14 protein-coding genes are annotated in these 15,623 nt (G+C 69.6%); 7 read left to right on the forward strand and 7 right to left on the reverse strand.

Going from position 1 to position 15,623, the window contains the following annotated elements; genetic code table 11:
• Positions 1-308: 308 nt before the first annotated feature.
• Positions 309-1,799: a CoA-acylating methylmalonate-semialdehyde dehydrogenase gene (locus tag ACHZD8_RS08575; protein ID WP_394769825.1), complete on the forward strand. Its 1,491-nt coding sequence runs from the start codon at positions 309-311 to the stop codon at positions 1,797-1,799.
• Positions 1,800-1,819: 20 nt separating this feature from the next.
• On the opposite strand, the gene ACHZD8_RS08580 is transcribed toward ACHZD8_RS08575, so the two are convergent.
• On the reverse strand, positions 1,820-2,428 hold the full coding sequence (locus ACHZD8_RS08580) for a GNAT family N-acetyltransferase (RefSeq protein ID WP_394769826.1): 609 nt from the start codon (positions 2,426-2,428) through the stop codon (positions 1,820-1,822).
• A 140-nt stretch (positions 2,429-2,568) separates the two neighbouring features.
• Between ACHZD8_RS08580 and ACHZD8_RS08585 the strand changes: the two genes are divergently transcribed.
• The 3 genes from ACHZD8_RS08585 to ACHZD8_RS08595 all read left to right on the forward strand — a co-directional run bounded on the left by ACHZD8_RS08585 (position 2,569) and on the right by ACHZD8_RS08595 (position 6,358).
• Positions 2,569-3,870, forward strand: a complete 1,302-nt coding sequence (locus ACHZD8_RS08585; protein WP_394769827.1) for an exo-beta-N-acetylmuramidase NamZ domain-containing protein — start codon at positions 2,569-2,571, stop codon at positions 3,868-3,870.
• Positions 3,867-4,772, forward strand: coding sequence for a MurR/RpiR family transcriptional regulator (locus tag ACHZD8_RS08590; protein WP_394769828.1), 906 nt, complete (start codon positions 3,867-3,869; stop codon positions 4,770-4,772). Before ACHZD8_RS08585 ends, ACHZD8_RS08590 begins: the two co-directional genes overlap by 4 nt.
• 647 nt (positions 4,773-5,419) lie before the next feature.
• Positions 5,420-6,358 (forward strand): N-acetylmuramic acid 6-phosphate etherase, encoded by a 939-nt coding sequence (locus tag ACHZD8_RS08595; RefSeq protein ID WP_394769829.1) that lies wholly within the window; start codon positions 5,420-5,422, stop codon positions 6,356-6,358.
• Here the strand turns inward: ACHZD8_RS08595 and ACHZD8_RS08600 are convergent.
• The 6 genes from ACHZD8_RS08600 to ACHZD8_RS08625 are packed head-to-tail and all read right to left on the reverse strand — an operon-like array spanning position 6,346 to position 13,234.
• Positions 6,346-7,473, reverse strand: a complete 1,128-nt coding sequence (locus ACHZD8_RS08600) for a serine hydrolase domain-containing protein (RefSeq protein WP_394769830.1) — start codon at positions 7,471-7,473, stop codon at positions 6,346-6,348. The two genes, ACHZD8_RS08595 and ACHZD8_RS08600, sit on opposite strands and share 13 nt — an antisense overlap.
• Positions 7,470-8,486 (reverse strand): ABC transporter ATP-binding protein, encoded by a 1,017-nt coding sequence (locus ACHZD8_RS08605; RefSeq protein WP_394769831.1) that lies wholly within the window; start codon positions 8,484-8,486, stop codon positions 7,470-7,472. Before ACHZD8_RS08605 ends, ACHZD8_RS08600 begins: the two co-directional genes overlap by 4 nt.
• Positions 8,483-9,502 (reverse strand): ABC transporter ATP-binding protein, encoded by a 1,020-nt coding sequence (locus ACHZD8_RS08610; protein WP_394769832.1) that lies wholly within the window; start codon positions 9,500-9,502, stop codon positions 8,483-8,485. Before ACHZD8_RS08610 ends, ACHZD8_RS08605 begins: the two co-directional genes overlap by 4 nt.
• 59 nt (positions 9,503-9,561) lie before the next feature.
• Positions 9,562-10,470 carry an ABC transporter permease gene (locus tag ACHZD8_RS08615; protein ID WP_394769833.1) on the reverse strand — a complete coding sequence of 303 codons (909 nt, stop codon included), beginning with the start codon at positions 10,468-10,470 and terminating at the stop codon, positions 9,562-9,564.
• Positions 10,467-11,477, reverse strand: a complete 1,011-nt coding sequence (locus tag ACHZD8_RS08620; protein WP_394769835.1) for an ABC transporter permease — start codon at positions 11,475-11,477, stop codon at positions 10,467-10,469. The genes ACHZD8_RS08615 and ACHZD8_RS08620 overlap by 4 nt, the downstream gene beginning before the upstream one ends.
• 11 nt (positions 11,478-11,488) lie before the next feature.
• Complete coding sequence (locus ACHZD8_RS08625; protein ID WP_394769836.1) at positions 11,489-13,234, reverse strand: ABC transporter substrate-binding protein; 1,746 nt, start codon at positions 13,232-13,234, stop codon at positions 11,489-11,491.
• A gap of 238 nt (positions 13,235-13,472) precedes the next feature.
• Here ACHZD8_RS08625 and ACHZD8_RS08630 point away from each other — a divergent pair, with 238 nt between their 5' ends.
• From ACHZD8_RS08630 to ACHZD8_RS08640, 3 genes are all read left to right on the forward strand, one after another.
• Positions 13,473-13,634: a hypothetical protein gene (locus ACHZD8_RS08630; protein WP_394769837.1), complete on the forward strand. Its 162-nt coding sequence runs from the start codon at positions 13,473-13,475 to the stop codon at positions 13,632-13,634.
• 135 nt (positions 13,635-13,769) lie between these two features.
• Complete coding sequence (iolC, locus tag ACHZD8_RS08635) at positions 13,770-14,729, forward strand: 5-dehydro-2-deoxygluconokinase (RefSeq protein WP_394769838.1); 960 nt, start codon at positions 13,770-13,772, stop codon at positions 14,727-14,729.
• Positions 14,726-15,607: a deoxyribose-phosphate aldolase gene (locus tag ACHZD8_RS08640; RefSeq protein WP_394769839.1), complete on the forward strand. Its 882-nt coding sequence runs from the start codon at positions 14,726-14,728 to the stop codon at positions 15,605-15,607. The genes iolC and ACHZD8_RS08640 overlap by 4 nt, the downstream gene beginning before the upstream one ends.
• The last annotated feature ends 16 nt before the right edge of the window (positions 15,608-15,623 follow it).

A 15,623-nucleotide genomic window follows, 5' to 3' on the forward strand; every position in this document is an offset into this window, starting at 1 on the left:
GCACCGCCCGCGATGCGCGGATCCCCGCGGAGGGTCAGGCCGGCTCGAGGCTGACGGCGTCCCCGCGGACCACGCGCCCGGGAACCACCACCTCGGCATAGGCGCCGAAGTCGATCGAGGCGGCGCGCAGTGCTCCCGATGACGGCCGCCCTTGAGCGGGGTGAAGCCGATCCGCTGGATTCGCATCTGCCCACCCTGCCACGGCGCCTGCTGCCTCGTCGAACGCCCGGACATCCGCCTCGAGCCGCAAACATTTCGAGAACAATAAACGACCAATTTCGGGCCGATCCCGCGGCTAGCATGGCGGCATGGACATCGTGAACCACTGGATCAACGGCGCGGCATTCGAGGGCGAATCGACGCGAACCGGACCGATTTTCGACCCCGCCCTCGGCCGGGTCGCCCGCGAGGTCCGGCTGGCCACGACGGGCGACGTCGACGTCGCTGTCGCCGCGGCCAAGGCGGCCTTCCCGGCCTGGGCTGACACCTCGCTGGCCAAGCGCCAGTCGGTGATCTTCACCTTCCGCGAGCTGCTCAACACCCGCAAGCTCGAGCTCGCCGAGATCCTCACCGCCGAGCACGGCAAGGTGATCTCCGACGCCCTGGGCGAGATCGCCAGGGGCCTCGAGGTCGTGGAGTTCGCCACCGGCATCCCGCACCTGGTCAAGGGCGAGTACAGCGAGAACGTGTCGACCGGCGTCGACGTCTACTCCACCCGCGAGCCGCTCGGCGTGGTCGGCGTGATCAGCCCGTTCAACTTTCCGGCCATGGTGCCGCTCTGGTTCTTCCCGCTGGCGATCGCCGCGGGCAACACGGTCGTGCTGAAGCCCTCGGAGAAGGACCCGTCGTCCTCCGTCTGGATGGCGCAGCTGTTCCAGGAGGCCGGGCTGCCCGACGGCGTGTTCAACGTCGTTCACGGCGACAAGGTCTCGGTGGATGCCCTGCTCGAGCACCCGGACGTCGCCTCCATCTCGTTCGTGGGCTCCACCCCCATCGCGAAGTACATCTACGAGAACGGCTCGAAGCACGGCAAGCGGGTGCAGGCGCTGGGCGGAGCGAAGAACCACATGCTGGTGCTTCCGGATGCCGACCTCGATCTGGTCGCCGACTCGGCGGTCAACGCCGGGTTCGGATCGGCCGGCGAGCGCTGCATGGCGATCAGCGTGCTCGTGGCCGTCGAGCCCGTGGCCGACGAGCTGATCGAGAAGATCGCCTCGCGCATGTCGGGCCTGCGGGTGGGGGACGGCCGTCGCAACTGCGACATGGGACCGCTCATCACGCGGGAGCACCGCGACAAGGTGGCCGGCTACATCGATATCGCGGCCGAGGACGGCGCGAAGGTCGTCGTTGACGGCCGCGGGGTCACGGTCGACGGGGAGACCGACGGCTTCTGGCTCGGCCCGACGCTCATCGACGCCGTGCCCACCTCCTCCCGGGTGTACACCGACGAGATCTTCGGCCCGGTGCTGTCCGTGGTGCGGGTGGCCACCTACGAGGAGGGCGTCGCGCTCATCAACGCGTCGCGTTACGGCAACGGCACGGCGATCTTCACGAACGACGGCGGAGCGGCCAGGCGGTTCCAGCGCGAGGTGCAGGTGGGGATGATCGGCATCAACGTGCCCATCCCCGTTCCGGTGGCCTACTACTCGTTCGGCGGCTGGAAGGACTCCCTCTTCGGCGACTCGAAGGCGTACGGGCCGGACGCCATCCACTTCTTCACCCGCCAGAAGGCCATCACGCGACGCTGGCTCGACCCGAGCCACGCCGGGGTGAACCTGGGCTTCCCCCAGAACAAGTAGCCGGGAACGGACGGGGAACCCTAGACCTCGGCGTCGGTGCGGATGCCGAGCAGGGTCTCGTTGGTCGGGTCGGCGGGAAGCGGGCGGAAGCCGAGCCGCGCGTAGAAGGCCCTCGCCCCGAGATTGCGGATGCCGACGCCCAGGTGCACCCCCGGCACGTCGCGCTCCCGCAGCGCGGCGAGCAGCGTGCGCACGAGGGCGCGCCCGAAGCCCTGCCCCTGCAGCTCGGGGAGCAGGTCGATGTGCAGGTGCGCCGGGAAGAGCTCGGTGCCCGGAGCGAGCATCGAGTCCGGGTTGTGGCCGCGGGCGATCATCTCCTCATCGGCGGTGACCGCCGGCTGGACGAGGGGGTACTTGGCGTCGAACCGGGGCAGCCACTCCTCGCGGTAGCGCTCCACGAACGCGGCCGTGTCCGCGGTCGCCACGAGGTAGCCGGCGACCCGGTCCCCGGTGTCCACCACGAAGGCGAGCTCCGGTTCGAGCGTGGCGTATGGGGCGGCGAAGATGTCGCCGAGCAGGTCGTCGGAGCCGTACTGGCCGGTCGCGTCGCCTCCGGATGCGCCGGTGCGCACGCAGATCTCGTAGAGGTCGGCGAGGTCCCGCGGTTCGTACTGTCGTATCCGGTTCACCCGTCGAGTCTGTTCCACCGCCCGCGGGGGGTCAAGGCGAAATGGCACAAAGTTTCGAAAACGTGAGCAACCTTGTCATTAATTGACAACGGGCCTAGCCTTGCCCTGAGCGCGACGCGCTCGGGGAGCGAGCGGGATCGATGACGACCGACACGGCACACCGCACCGCCGACCTCGCGAGCGGCGGCGCCGACCTCGGCACGGGCCTCCGCACGGGCCTCCGCACCGGGGTGAGCCGGCTGTGCGCCAATCCGGCGCTCCTGCCCAGCCACGGCTCCGGTCGCCGCTCCGGTACGCGGCGCGGGCTGCTCACCAACTTCGCGGCCACCATGCCCGACCTCTCCCGCAACATCGACGCCCTGCTCGCGGCCGGCATCCGGTTGTCGTGTCTCTTCGGCCCCGAGCACGGGCTGGGGGGCAGCGCGCAGGCGGGGGAGAGCGAGCCGGGCGGCGTCGACGAGCGCACCGGCCTCATCGTGCACGACACCTACCTCCTCGACGGAGACGCCCTCGACGCCCTCCTCGCCGGGGCCGGCATCGACGAACTGCTCGTCGACCTGCGGGACTTCGGTGCGAGGTTCGGCACCTACCTCTGGTCGATGTTCGACGTGATGATCTCCGCGGCCCGGCTCGGAATCCCGGTGGTGGTGCTCGACCGGCCCAACCCCCTCGGCGACCGCCCGGCGATCGGCCCGGGGATCCTTCCCGGGTTCGAGAGCTTCGTCGGCCGGGCGTCCATCCCGATTGTGCACTCCCTGACGATCGGGGAGCTGGCGGTGCGATTCAATGCGCTCGAGATTCCGGATCGAGTGGGGCGACCCGCGGATCTCACGGTGATCGGGATCGAACCGGCGCCGGCGCAGGAGGGGGAGTGGGTGCCGCCGTCGCCCAACCTGCCGACCCGGCAGAGCGTGCTCGCCTACCCGGGCACCTGCCTGTTCGAGGGGACCAACGTCTCGGAAGGGCGCGGCACGACCCGTCCGTTCGAGACTGTCGGCGCTGCCTGGGTCGATGCCAGGTTCGCCGGGGCGCTGCGGGAGCGGAACCTGCCCGGCGTGATCTTTCGTGAGCTGTTCTTCGTGCCGACCTTCGGCAAGGGGGTCGGGAAGCGGGCGCGTGGGGTGCAGCTGCACATCGTCGACCCCGTGGCCTTCGAACCGCTCGGGACCGGGGTGACGATGCTGCTGCTGCTCGCCGACCTGTACCCCGGGGAGTTCGCCTTTCTGCCCGCGGCCGGGGGCGGCAGGCCGTTCGCCGACCTGCTCTGGGGCAGCGACGCGCTCCGAACCCTCGACGCGCGAGACTTCGCGGCCCTGCTCGCGAACAGCCCGACCCCCGACAATCCGCCGGCCGACCTGCGCCTCTACGACCGGGTTAGCTGGAATAGTGGCACCAGCGGCAGCCCGGCCGCGGTGTCGCGAAGCCGAATGGAACCCCAATGAGCATCCAGACGAGAATCCAGGCGATCGCCGACTCGCTGTCGCCCTCGGCCCGCCGGGTCGCCGACGCGCTGATGGCGAATCCGCAGCTCGCGATGGACAAGACCATCACCGAACTCGCCGAGCTGTGCGACACCTCCGGCACCTCGGTCGTGCGGTTCTGCCGCAGCATCGGCCTGAGCGGCTACGCCGAGCTGCGGCTCGCGCTCGCCGCGGAGCTCGGCCGGGAGACCGGACAGTTCCAGAGCGACGCCAACAAGAACGAGTCGCGCTATGGATCGGACATCAGTCGAGAGGACTCCCTCGCCGACGCGGTGCAGAAGATCTCGTTCGCCGAGACCCTCGGCATCCGCGAGACCATCGAGAACCTCGACCTGGTCGTGCTCACCCGGGTGATCGACGCCGTGGACGCGGCCGGAAAGATCATCATCTTCGGGGTGGGGGCCAGCCACCTGGTCGCCCAGGACCTGCAGCAGAAGCTCCTGCGCATCGGCAGGATGGCGTTCGCCTTCGCCGACGCGCACGATGCGCTCTCCATGGCATCGCTCGCGCGGCCCGGCGACGTCGCGATCGGCCTCTCGCACAGCGGCAGCACCCTCGAGCCGGTCGAGCTGCTGCACCTCGCCAGGAGTCGCGGCGCCCTCACCGTCGGCATCACCAACGTGCGCGGGTCGTCGCTCGCCGAGGCCGCCGACCTCGTGCTCTACACAGCCGTGCGCGAGACGACGTTCCGGTCGGGGGCCATGGCGAGCCGCACGGTGCAGCTCACCCTCGTGGACTGCATCTTCGTGGGGGTCGCGCAGCGCAGCTACGGCGAGACGGTGGAGGCCCTCAAGTCGACCAGGGAGGGCACCAGGACGCTGAAACGCGCCCGGTCCGGCTCCGTCGATCGGCCCCCGGAGTGACCCGCGCCGCCCGAATGTACTGACCAGGCAGGTTGGTTGATGGGGTGTGCCTCCCGACCGCCATTTGCGGTGCCGCCCGCGTCGGTCGGGCCGTGTTCTGCGCCACGGGGACCGGAGTCTGGGGTGCCTACCCCGCAGACTCCAGTTGTGCAGGACAGCGTGTGCAGGACACGGCAGGGGTGTGGCGACCGGAACGGACCCGGTCTGCAGGACACTCCCGACGATTCTGCACCCTTCGTGCTCGCTATCCGCACAACCCCGTCCTGCACAACCCGTCCCGCACAACCCGTCCTGCACAAACCGTCCTGCACAACTGGAGTCTGCGGGGCGGGCGCCCGTGGACGGCGGCGCCGTCCTGCACAACGCGCCCTGCCGTCCTGCACAACGCGTCCTGCCGTCCTGCACAACGCGTCCTGCCGTCCTGCACGGCCCGTCCTGCACAACGGGAGTCTGCGGGGCAGGCACCCGTGGACGGTGGCACCGTCCTTCGCAACCCGCACCGTGATCGAAGCCCGCCCGGCCGTCAGCCGGGGAGGAGACGACCGTCAGTAAACTATTGACTGAACTGTGGCAGTTTATGAAAATTCTTGACACTATGGGGTGAGTGCCCCTCTGGGGCCACGAACTCACGATGAGAGGACCCCTCAGTGGAGCCGACGTCAGTCACGCAGGCAGTACGCCCCGGTCCGGCGGCGCTGCCGCCCACGGAGGGTCGACTCGAGGCCTCGACCGGCCTGGACGACCTCGCCACCATCGACATCCTCCGGCTCCTGAACCGCGAGGACGCAGTGGCGGTCGCCGCGGTGACCGAGGTTCTTCCGCAGCTCGCGTCCCTCGTGGACCTCGCGGCGGAGCGCATCCGGGCCGGCGGATCCATCCACTACTTCGGGGCCGGCACGTCCGGCCGCCTCGGCATGCTCGACGCGGCGGAGCTGGTGCCCACCTTCAACCTCGACGACGGCGTGGTCACCGCGCACATCGCCGGAGGGCCGCCCGCGATGCTGAGCGCCGTAGAGGACTCCGAGGACTCGGATGCCGACGGCCGCACCGACGCGAGCGGCCTCGGTCCGCACGACCTGGCCATCGGCCTCACCGCATCCGGCACCACGCCGTACGTGCGCGGGGCGCTCGTGACGGCCCGGGCCCTGGGCGCGAGCACCGCGCTCATCTCCTGCAATCCCGGTGCGCCCCTCGCTCCGCTGGCCGACAGCCACATCGTGCTCGACACCGGTGCCGAGGTCGTCACGGGGTCTACCCGGCTCAAGGCGGGCAGCGCCGAGAAGATGGCGCTCAACGGCTTCTCGACGGCGCTCATGGTGGCGCTCGGTCGCACCTGGTCGAACCTCATGGTGTCGGTCGTCGCCACGAACGCCAAGCTGCGCGGGCGCACGGTGGGGATCCTCGTCGCGGCCACCGGCCTCGGCGAGGTGGAGAGCGTGGCCCTGCTCGCCGCCTGCGGCGACGACCTCCGGGTGGCCATCGTGTCCAGCCTCGGCGCCGCGGCGCCCGACGTGGCCCGGGCCGCCCTCGAGGCGGCCGACTTCTCGGTGCGGGACGCGCTGTTGACGGTGGGTCAGCGCAGGTAGGCGACCGCGGAGCGCAGGGGCTGGGCATCCGGCCCCTCGCGCGTGGGGTGCACGCGGTTGGCGAGGAGCGCCACCACCCGGTCGGCCTGCGGGTCGACGAAGAGGGAGGTGCCCGTGAAGCCGTTATGGCCGCGGGCGGAGGGGGAGTCGCCCATCCAGCTCGACTGGGCCACCCGCAGCCCGAGACTCTGGCCGTAGCCGATCTCCCGGCTGGTGTCCGCGGCGCGATCGCCCAGCATCCTGGGCAGCTGGTCGTTCCAAAACCGGTCGAACGATTGCGCGCTCAGCACCCCGGGCAGCCCGGCGAGCATCGCCCGGCCGAGGGCCACGATGTCGCCGACCGGACCGAAGAGGCCGGCATTGGCCGAGACCCCACCGAGCGCGAACGCCGTCTCGTCGTGCACGGTGCCGCGCACCACCCCGCGGCCGATCGCCGACTGGTTCTCGGTGGGGGCCACCCCCGCGGGGCCGGGAGTGAAGGCCGTGCCGGTGAGTCCGAGCGGGGAGAGCACCCGGTCGTGCACGAGCTCGTCCCACGGCCGTCCGGTCGCGCTCTCGGCGGCCGCCATGGCGGTGATGTAGCCGAGGCAGGAGTACTCGAAACCGGTGCCAGGCGGGCGGCTGGGCTCGAGGGAGAGGATGCTCGCGAGCACGGCCGATCGCTCGGGCGGCAGCCAGCGCGCGTGCGGCGTCGACTCGTCGCGAACGCTCGCCCGCCAGCCGGACCAGGTGGGCGGGAGGCCGGAGGTGTGGCTGAGCAGGTGCGCGATCGTGACGCCGCGTCCGGCGGCGGCGGAGCCCGGCAGCCACTCGGCGACGTCGTCGTCGAGGGTGAGCGACCCGTCGTCGACGAGGCTCAGGATGGTGATGGCCGAGAACACCTTCGTCACCGACGCGAGGTCGTACCGGGTGTGCTCGTCGACGCGTTCGTGTTCGGCGGTGGGGAGGGCGGCCGTCGCGCCGTGGCTGGCGAGCCGGCCGGCAACGACGGTCACGCCGGAGTCGGCGGTGGAGTCGCCGGTGAAGATGCTCGCCACGGCGCCGGGAGTCACTCCCGCAGCGATCGCGTCGAACAGCGTGGAGCGCAGCGCGTCCTCGAGCGTCGCGTCGCTCATAGGACCGCCGGCTCCGCTTCCCGTGCCACGACCTCGCGCACCTCGGGAAACAGGCAGGCGTGAAGGTGCTGGACTTCCGAAGTCAGGGCGATGAGCGGCGGCGGGGTGGTCACGCACTCCGCGCGGGCCACCGGACAACGCGCCGCGAACAGGCAGCCGCCATCCGACTGGCCATCGTCGAGCGGGGCGACCGGCACCACGCGCACCTCCGGCTCCGCCTCGAGTCCCTTGAGGATCGGGATCGCCGACAGGAGCGACTGCGTGTACGGATGCACCGGGCTCATGATCACGTCGTCGGCCGGCCCCTGCTCGACCACCGTTCCGCGGTAGAGCACGTAGATCTGGCTGTCCTCGCCGATGTAGCGAGCGGTGGCCACGTCGTGGGTGACGAACAGCACGCTCACGCCGAGCTCGGCGCGCAGGCGGCGCAGCAGCGCGAGGATGCCGAGCCTCAGGGACACGTCGATCATCGACACGGCCTCGTCGGCCACGAGCACGTCGGGGTCCACCGAGAGTGCGCGCGCGATCACGACGCGCTGCCGCATTCCGCCGGACAGCTGATGCGGGTAGCGCGGCAGCGTGTACTCCGCGTCGAGACCCACCATGGCGAGAAGCTCGTGCATCCGCTCGCGGATCCAGCGCTCGTCGCGCTTCGTCTGCTTCGCCCGCAGGCGCAGGGCGTCGGTGAGGATGGCCTCGACCGTGCGGGTGGGATTGAGGGCCGAGTACGGATCCTGGTGGATGAGCTGCACGCGCTGCAGCGCGATCCGCCGCTGGTTGCGGCGCAGGCTCGACAGGCGCACGCCGTTGATCGAGATCTCGCCGCCGTCCGCACTCTCCACCCCGGCGAGGATCCGCCCGAGCGTCGTCTTTCCGCAGCCGGACTCGCCGATGATCGACACGGCACCGCCGTCGGGGATCGTCACATCCACCCCGCGCAGGGCGCGCACCGTGGAGCTCAGGCTGCCGCGTCTGGCGCGGTAGTTCTTCACCAGGCCGGTTGCCTCGATCATGCGTGCACGTCCTTGAGGGTCTCGGTCATTTCGATACGGGTCCGACTGCCGGCCGCGACGGGCTCGCCGTGCTCCACGGCGTGGCAGGCGACAAGCCGGTCGTCGCCCTGCACGGGGGCGAGGGGCGGATCCTCTCCCTCACAGCGGGCCAGCTTCAGCTCCGAGTACACGGCGCAGCGGTCGCGGAACACGCAGCCCGTCGTGGCCAGGGTCATCAGCGTTGGCGGACGCCCGGCGAGGGGCTGGGCCGTGGTGATGTCGCCGGTGAGGCGCGGGATGGCCCGGATGAGCGCGCGGGTGTACGGATGCGCGGGGTTCCGCAGGATCTCCTGGGTCGGCCCGGTCTCCACCACGCGGCCGCCGTACATCACGGCGATGCGGTCGGCAACGGAGGCGACCACCCCGATGTCGTGGGTCACCATGAGGGTCGTGAGTCCGCGGGCCTCGTGGATCTGCGTGATGATCTCGAGGATGTTGGCCTGCGAGATCATGTCGAGGGCCGTCGTCGGTTCGTCGAGCACGAGCACGTGAGCGTTGAGGGCGAGGGCGAAGGTGATGCCGACGCGCTGGCGCATGCCGCCCGACAGCTCGTGCTGGTAGGAGTCGAGCACCCGCGCGGCGTCGAGGCCCATCTGGCCGAGTAACTCGCGCACGTTGCGCAGCAGGGCGGGCAGGTCGGAGACCTCGTGCGAGCGGCCGAGGTCGAGCACCTGCTTGCCGATCTTCTTGAGCGGATTCATGCTGTTCTGCGCGGCCTGGAAGACGTAGCCGACCTTGGCCGCCCGCACGGCGCGGAGTTCCTCGCCGCCCATCGCGAGCACGTCACCGAGCCCCTCGATCTCGATCGACCCGGCGGTGATTTGCCCGGGAGGCTGCACCCCGTTGAGCATCGACATCGCGAGCGTCGACTTGCCGGACCCCGACTCGCCGACGAGGCCGGTGATCGTGCCCGGCTCGAGCCGCAGGCTCACGTCGCTGATCGCCGGCAGCAGGCCCGCCGTGGTCTGGTACGCCACGGAGAGGCTGCGAATCTCGACGGCGGGCGAATGGACAGCGGGGGACGGGGTTGCCGACACTATTGCGCTCTCAATCGGGGGTTGAAGACCTCGTCGAGGGCGTCGACGATGAGCACGACCCCCAGGGTGAGGATGAGGATGGCGATGAGCGGCGACAGGAGATAGGCCAGCCCCTCCCCGGTGACGGTCACCCCGTTGCCTACGGCGAGCTGGATCATCACGCCCCAGTTGGACGAGGTGAACGGCAGCACGCCGAGGTAGAAGAGCCCCACCTGCGAGTAGATGAACGAGGTGACGCCGATCAGCAGGTTCATCGCCACGTACGGCGCCATGTTGGGCAGCAGCTCGCGGCCCACGATGTGCCAGGTGGAGAATCCGAGCCCGCGGGCCGCCTCCACGAAGCCCCGCTCGCGCAGCGACATCGTCTGGGCGCGCACCGACCGGGCCAGCCCGCCCCAGCCGGTGAGGCCGAGCACGAGTCCCATGGCCCACGGCGAGCCGAACTTCCAGACGGTGGACAGCACCAGGAGCAGGGGGAAGCCGGGGATGGTGAGCACGACATCCGTCAGCCGCATGAGCAGCGAGTCCGGCACGCCCTGGCGGAAGCCGGAGTAGAGACCGATGGACACCCCGATCAGCACGGTGATGATCGACGCGAGCGCGGCCGAGGCGAGCACGTACTGCGTGCCGGTGACGAGCAGCGCGAGCACGTCCGCGCCCTCGAAGTCGGTGCCGAGTGGATGCGCGAAGCTCGGGTCGGCGAAGAGCAGGCCGGTGTCGGTGGCGAGCCTGCCCGGATAGAGCAGCGGGCCGAAGAAGGCGGCGAGCACGAACAGCACCACGATCGCCGCCCCCACCATGCGGCTCGGCTTGCGCACGAGAACCCGCCAGAGGTGGCGCCAGAATCCGTGCGGTCGCGGCCGGTCGAGGATCGTGTGGGCGAGGGGCAGGTCGATCGTGGTGCTCATGCGGTTGCTCCGGCCCGGGCGACCCGAGGGTCGATCAGCGTGTAGATGAAGTCCGAGACGAGGTTGGCGAGGATCACGGCCACCGTGATGAGCAGGAACGCGCCCGTCATCACCGGGTAGTCCCGCGCCCCGACGCTCTTGATGAGCAGGCTTCCCATCCCCGGGTAGTTGAAGGCGTTCTCGATGAACACCGCTCCGCCGAACATGAACCCGATGGACAGGGCCAGGATCGTGAACAGCGGCAGCACCGCGTTGCGGGCGACGTAGCGGAAGATTATCCACCGGCTGAGGCCGCGAAGTTCGGCGGCGAGGATGAAGTCGTCGCCCAACACCGACACCACGGCCGACTTCATGGTGAGCAGGTAGCCGCCGAAGCTCGACAGTGCGAAGGCGAGCGCCGGCAGCACCGCGTGCGACACCAGCGAGGCGATGTACGGGGCGTTGAACCCCGGTTCGAGCAGCCCGTCGACCGGGCCGGTGGAGAAGATCGGAAACTTCACGGTGAGGAAGGTCACGAGCACGAGCGCCATCACGTACTGCGGGATGCCGTGCAGCACCGATCCGACGATAGACAGGCCGTCGCCCACCTTCGTGGCCCGCTTCATCGCCGCGATTACGCCCAGCACGATGCCGAGGGCGGCGCTCAGCACCACCCCGGTGAGCACGAGGCCCACCGTCCAGAGCACGGCGGACCCCAGCTCCGTCGAGACCGCGATGCCCTGGCCGCTGATCGAACGCCCGAAGTTGAAGTGGGCGAGCTGGCCGAGGTAGTCGGTGTACTGCTGGAACAGCGAGCCCTTCGGCAGGAACCCGAACATGGTCGTCGTGATCCGTTCGGCCTCGAGCGGCGTCCTGCCCTGTTGGAGCAGCGCCTCATACTGGGCCTGGGCCGGGTTGCCCGGCATCAGTCGCACGAGGAAGAACGTGAAGGTGCACACGATCCAGATCATGAGCAGCGCGCGCAGCACGTTGGCCGCGACCCGCTTGAGGAATCCCAGTCTCGCCATCGGTCGGGGCCCTACTTCTTCTTGATGTAACCGAGCTGCATCCACACGCCGGGGGAGAGGCGCAGCGCCTCCGAGTTCTCCGGGGGGAAGTGGGTGAACCGGTTGGTGTTCACGAACTGCACGTTCACGTAGTCCCAGAGCTGGATCACCGGCAGCTGGTCGTTGGTGAGGGCGGCGAGCTGCCCGACGATCTTCTTCTGCTCATCCGCCGGCACGTGGCTCAGCGAGGCGGCGAGCTGGCCGGGGTTGACCGACGTGCCGTTCACCTGCTGCGTCTCGGGGGAGCCGATCCAGTTGCCGTTGGTTCCGGCGGGGGAGTGCGACACGTTGGCGCCGGACGCGTTCCAGCCGTTCGCGTTGCCGTACACGCGCTGGAAGGCGGCGTACGGCCCCGGGCCGAGCGAGGTGAGCCAGAACGCCGCGGCGAACTTTCCGTCGGCGAGGTCCTTGAGGTAGGTGGGGTAGTCGGCGGAGGACTCGAGCTGCGAGGTTATGCCGGCCGAGACCAGCTGGGTCGTGATCGACTTGCCGCCGGCGATCCAGTCGGAGAAGCCGTTGGGCACCTGGATGTTGACGGTGAACGGATCGCCGTTCGGCAGCATCCACTTGCCGTCCCTCTTCACGAGACCGGCCTTGGTGAACTCGGCGCTGGCCTTGGCGGCGTCCGGGTTGTACGGATTGAGCGCGCTCGCCGTGTCGCCGAGGAAGAGCTTGGCGGAGGCGCCGATGAGGCCCGTGGTGCTCGCGGAGGCCGTGCCGCTCGTCGGCTCGCCGATCTTGGTGACCGTGGTGCGGTCGATCGTGTAGGCGATTCCGCGTCGCACGTGCACGTTGTCGAACGGCGCCACCTTCTGGTTGAACGCGAGGGAGGCGCTCACCTGGCTGAGGCCGGAGACCGAGTCGATGCCCTTGACGGCGAGGATGCTCTTGAGCACGTTTGCCGGAGTGGAGGTGTACGGCGCGGCGTCGAGCTGGTTGCCCTTGAGGTAGCCCCAGATCTGCTCGTTGCCGCTGTAGCTCTTGAGCACGACCTGGGTCGGGTCGATCTTGCCTGCATCGTAGAAGTGCGGGTTCTTGGCCAGCACCGCCTCGCCCGGGTTGACGCGGGTGAGGGTGAACGGGCCGGCGGAGATGTCCTTCTTCGGGCCGATGCCCACGAGCTCCTTGCCCAGGGAGGCGATGGCCGCGGTGGCCTTCGCCTGCGCGTCGGGGGACGCGGAGGTGTCGCTCGCGGTGGCGGCGTCCGTCCAGATGCTCGCCGGAATGTGTGAGCCGAAGAAGGAGTCGGGCACGATCGGGATGGTGAGCATGGTCGTGGTGAAGGTGTTGCTCGTCGCGCCCTTCGCCTGGGTGAAGGTGACGGTGTTCGCGTCGACGATGTCGACGGTGACCGGGTTGTTGCCCTGGCTGATACCGAGGGCCACGGAGGTCTTGACGTCCTTCGAGGTCACCGGGGTGCCGTCCGACCACTTCGCGCCCGGCTGCAGGTGCGCCGTGAGCGCGGTGCCGTCCGCGGACAGGCTCCACTTCGCGGCGAGGCCGGGGTAGAGGTCGTTGGGGTTCGAGAGCGAATTCTTGCCCCAGGCGAGCTGCATCTTGTTGTAGCCGCCGAACTCGTTCGCCTTGGCGTTGTACGGGTTGATCGGCGCGTTCACGTCGATCGCCTGCAGCTCGTCGATGGTCGTGAACACGGCCCCCGAGCCGCTGGGCGACGAGTCGGCGCACGCGACGAGCGCGAGCGAGGCGATCACGGCCATCGAAATTCCTGCGATGACTCGACGGGTTGAAATCTGCACCGTGATCCTCCATGTCTCTTCTGCGAGCCCGGCGCGCGTGTGCGTCGACCGGTAGTGAAGAGTGTGCGGACAAAACCGATCAATGTCAACAAGTTTCATAGACCCGACATATTTGGTAAATGATTATCGCGACGGGGTCGTTGATAGCCTCGCCGTGGCGCCCGGTCGTGGGCCGGCCACCCAGTCGAGGAGCGAAGCCGTGACCGAATCCAGGCCCGACCACCCGTTGGACTCGGATGCCGTGCCGGGCTCGCTCGAGGGCGTCGAGTGGCGCGCGGCGGTGCTGGACGCGGTGACCACGGCGGGTTCGCGATCGAGCTCCCGTTCGCCGTGCCGTCAGTGCCAGGGATTCGGCGCCTGACGACCGGTGGGGCGGCTGCCGCGCCGACGCTGCCCGATCGAACACCGGAGTTGACTTGTCAATATGTCCTAACATATAGTCGATCGGACGGGCACAGCGGCTCGTCCGTCGACCAGGGAAGTTGAACAGAGCACTATGACCCAGTCTCGTTCCGCACTCGATGTTCTCACGATCGGGCGTGTCAGTGTCGATCTCTACCCGCTGCAGGACGGGGTCGGCCTCGAAGACGTCTCGACCTTCGGTAAGTACCTCGGCGGCAGCGCCACCAACGTGGCGGTCGCCGCCGCACGCCACGGGCTGTCCTCCGCGGTGATCACCCGCACCGGGCACGACCCGTTCGGCCGGTACATCCACCAGGAGCTTCGCCGTCTCGGGGTCAGCGACGAGTTCGTGTCTCCCGTCGACGGCCTCAACACCCCGGTGGTGTTCTGCGAGATCTTTCCGCCCGACGACTTTCCGCTCTACTTCTATCGCGCCCCCCAGGCACCGGACCTCGTCATCAACCCCGAGGAACTCGACCTCGACGCGATCCGGGACGCCGGGATCTACTGGTCGACTGTCACCGGGCTCAGCGAGGAGCCGAGCCGCACCGCCCATCACGTGGCCTGGGACGCCCGCGCCCGCCGGCCGCTCACCATCCTCGACCTCGACTACCGACCGATGTTCTGGGAGTCGTCGGCGGCGGCGACGGAGCAGGTGGACCGCGCGCTCGGTAAGGTGACCATCGCTGTGGGAAACCGCGAGGAGTGCGAGGTGGCCGTCGGCGAGACCGACCCGCACCGCGCGGCGGACGCCCTGCTCGAGCGCGGGATCGAACTGGCGATCGTGAAGCAGGGTCCGAAGGGCGTGCTCGCGAAGACGAGGACCGAGACGGTGGAGGTCGCGCCATACCTGGTGGAGGTCGTCAACGGCCTCGGCGCCGGGGACGGCTTCGGCGGCGCGCTGTGCTTCGGCCTGTTGCAGGGCTGGCCGCTCGAGCGCACCCTGCGCTTCGCCAACGTCGCGGGCGCGATCGTGGCCGGCCGACGCGAGTGCTCCACGGCGATGCCGACCACCGCCGAGGTCGAGGACATCATGAAGGGAATCGGCGCATGAGCGCTCTCGACTTCGAGCTGCTGCGCGAGACCCGGGCCGCCCGCCCCGGTCGGATCGCCGAGATCCTCGCCGCGCGCCGGCGTCGCGACCTGATCGCGGGCGACGGCCGCCTGTTTATCGTCGCCGCCGACCACCCGGCCCGCGGCGCTCTCGGCGTCGGCTCCAACGAGTCGGCGATGGCCAACCGCTACGAGCTGCTCGAGCGGCTCGCCGCCGCACTCGCCCGGCCGGGGGTGGACGGCGTGCTCGGAACGCCGGACGTCATCGAGGACCTCGCCCTGCTCGGCCTGCTCGACGGGAAGATCGTCGTCGGCTCGATGAACCGCGGCGGCCTGCGCGGCTCGTCGTTCGAGATGGACGACCGGTACACCGCCTACGACATCGACCGCATCCGGCGCGACGGCCTCGACTTCGCCAAGAACCTCATCCGCATCAACCTGCGGGACTCCGGTTCGGCCGACACTCTCGAGGCCTCGGCGCTCGCCGTGAGCCAGGCGGCGGCCGCCGGCATCCCGATCATGCTCGAGCCGTTCATGAGCGAGTGGGTGGACGGCAAGATCCGCAACGACCTGTCGACGGATGCCGTGATCCTCTCGATCGCGATCGCCTCCGGCCTCGGCAACTCGAGTTCGTACTCCTGGCTCAAGCTTCCCGTGGTGCCGGACATGGAACGCGTCATGGCGTCGACCACGCTGCCGACCCTGCTGCTCGGCGGAGACCCCACCGGCGACCAGGACGAGACCTTCGACAACTGGAGCAACGCGCTCGCCCTGCCCGGCGTGCGCGGACTCGTGGTCGGCCGCACCCTGCTCTACCCGCCGGACGGCGACGTCGTCTCCGCGATCGACACCGCTGCCGCGCTCGTCCACGGCGCCTGAGCGCCCGCCTGAAGCG

Origin of the sequence: Lacisediminihabitans sp., assembly GCF_043726815.1 — a bacterium.
Lineage (GTDB): Bacteria > Actinomycetota > Actinomycetes > Actinomycetales > Microbacteriaceae > Lacisediminihabitans.

Excerpts from the sequence above, each read along its gene's own strand:
- ACHZD8_RS08575 (WP_394769825.1), top strand. The coding sequence starts at position 309 with ATGGACATCGTGAACCACTGGATCAACGGCGCGGCATTCGAGGGCGAA.
- ACHZD8_RS08585 (WP_394769827.1), top strand. The coding sequence starts at position 2,569 with ATGACGACCGACACGGCACACCGCACCGCCGACCTCGCGAGCGGCGGC.
- ACHZD8_RS08590 (WP_394769828.1), top strand. The coding sequence starts at position 3,867 with ATGAGCATCCAGACGAGAATCCAGGCGATCGCCGACTCGCTGTCGCCC.
- ACHZD8_RS08600 (WP_394769830.1), bottom strand. The coding sequence starts at position 7,473 with ATGAGCGACGCGACGCTCGAGGACGCGCTGCGCTCCACGCTGTTCGAC.
- ACHZD8_RS08605 (WP_394769831.1), bottom strand. The coding sequence starts at position 8,486 with ATGATCGAGGCAACCGGCCTGGTGAAGAACTACCGCGCCAGACGCGGC.
- ACHZD8_RS08615 (WP_394769833.1), bottom strand. The coding sequence starts at position 10,470 with ATGAGCACCACGATCGACCTGCCCCTCGCCCACACGATCCTCGACCGG.
- ACHZD8_RS08620 (WP_394769835.1), bottom strand. The coding sequence starts at position 11,477 with ATGGCGAGACTGGGATTCCTCAAGCGGGTCGCGGCCAACGTGCTGCGC.
- ACHZD8_RS08625 (WP_394769836.1), bottom strand. The coding sequence starts at position 13,234 with ATGGCCGTGATCGCCTCGCTCGCGCTCGTCGCGTGCGCCGACTCGTCG.
- iolC (WP_394769838.1), top strand. The coding sequence starts at position 13,770 with ATGACCCAGTCTCGTTCCGCACTCGATGTTCTCACGATCGGGCGTGTC.
- ACHZD8_RS08640 (WP_394769839.1), top strand. The coding sequence starts at position 14,726 with ATGAGCGCTCTCGACTTCGAGCTGCTGCGCGAGACCCGGGCCGCCCGC.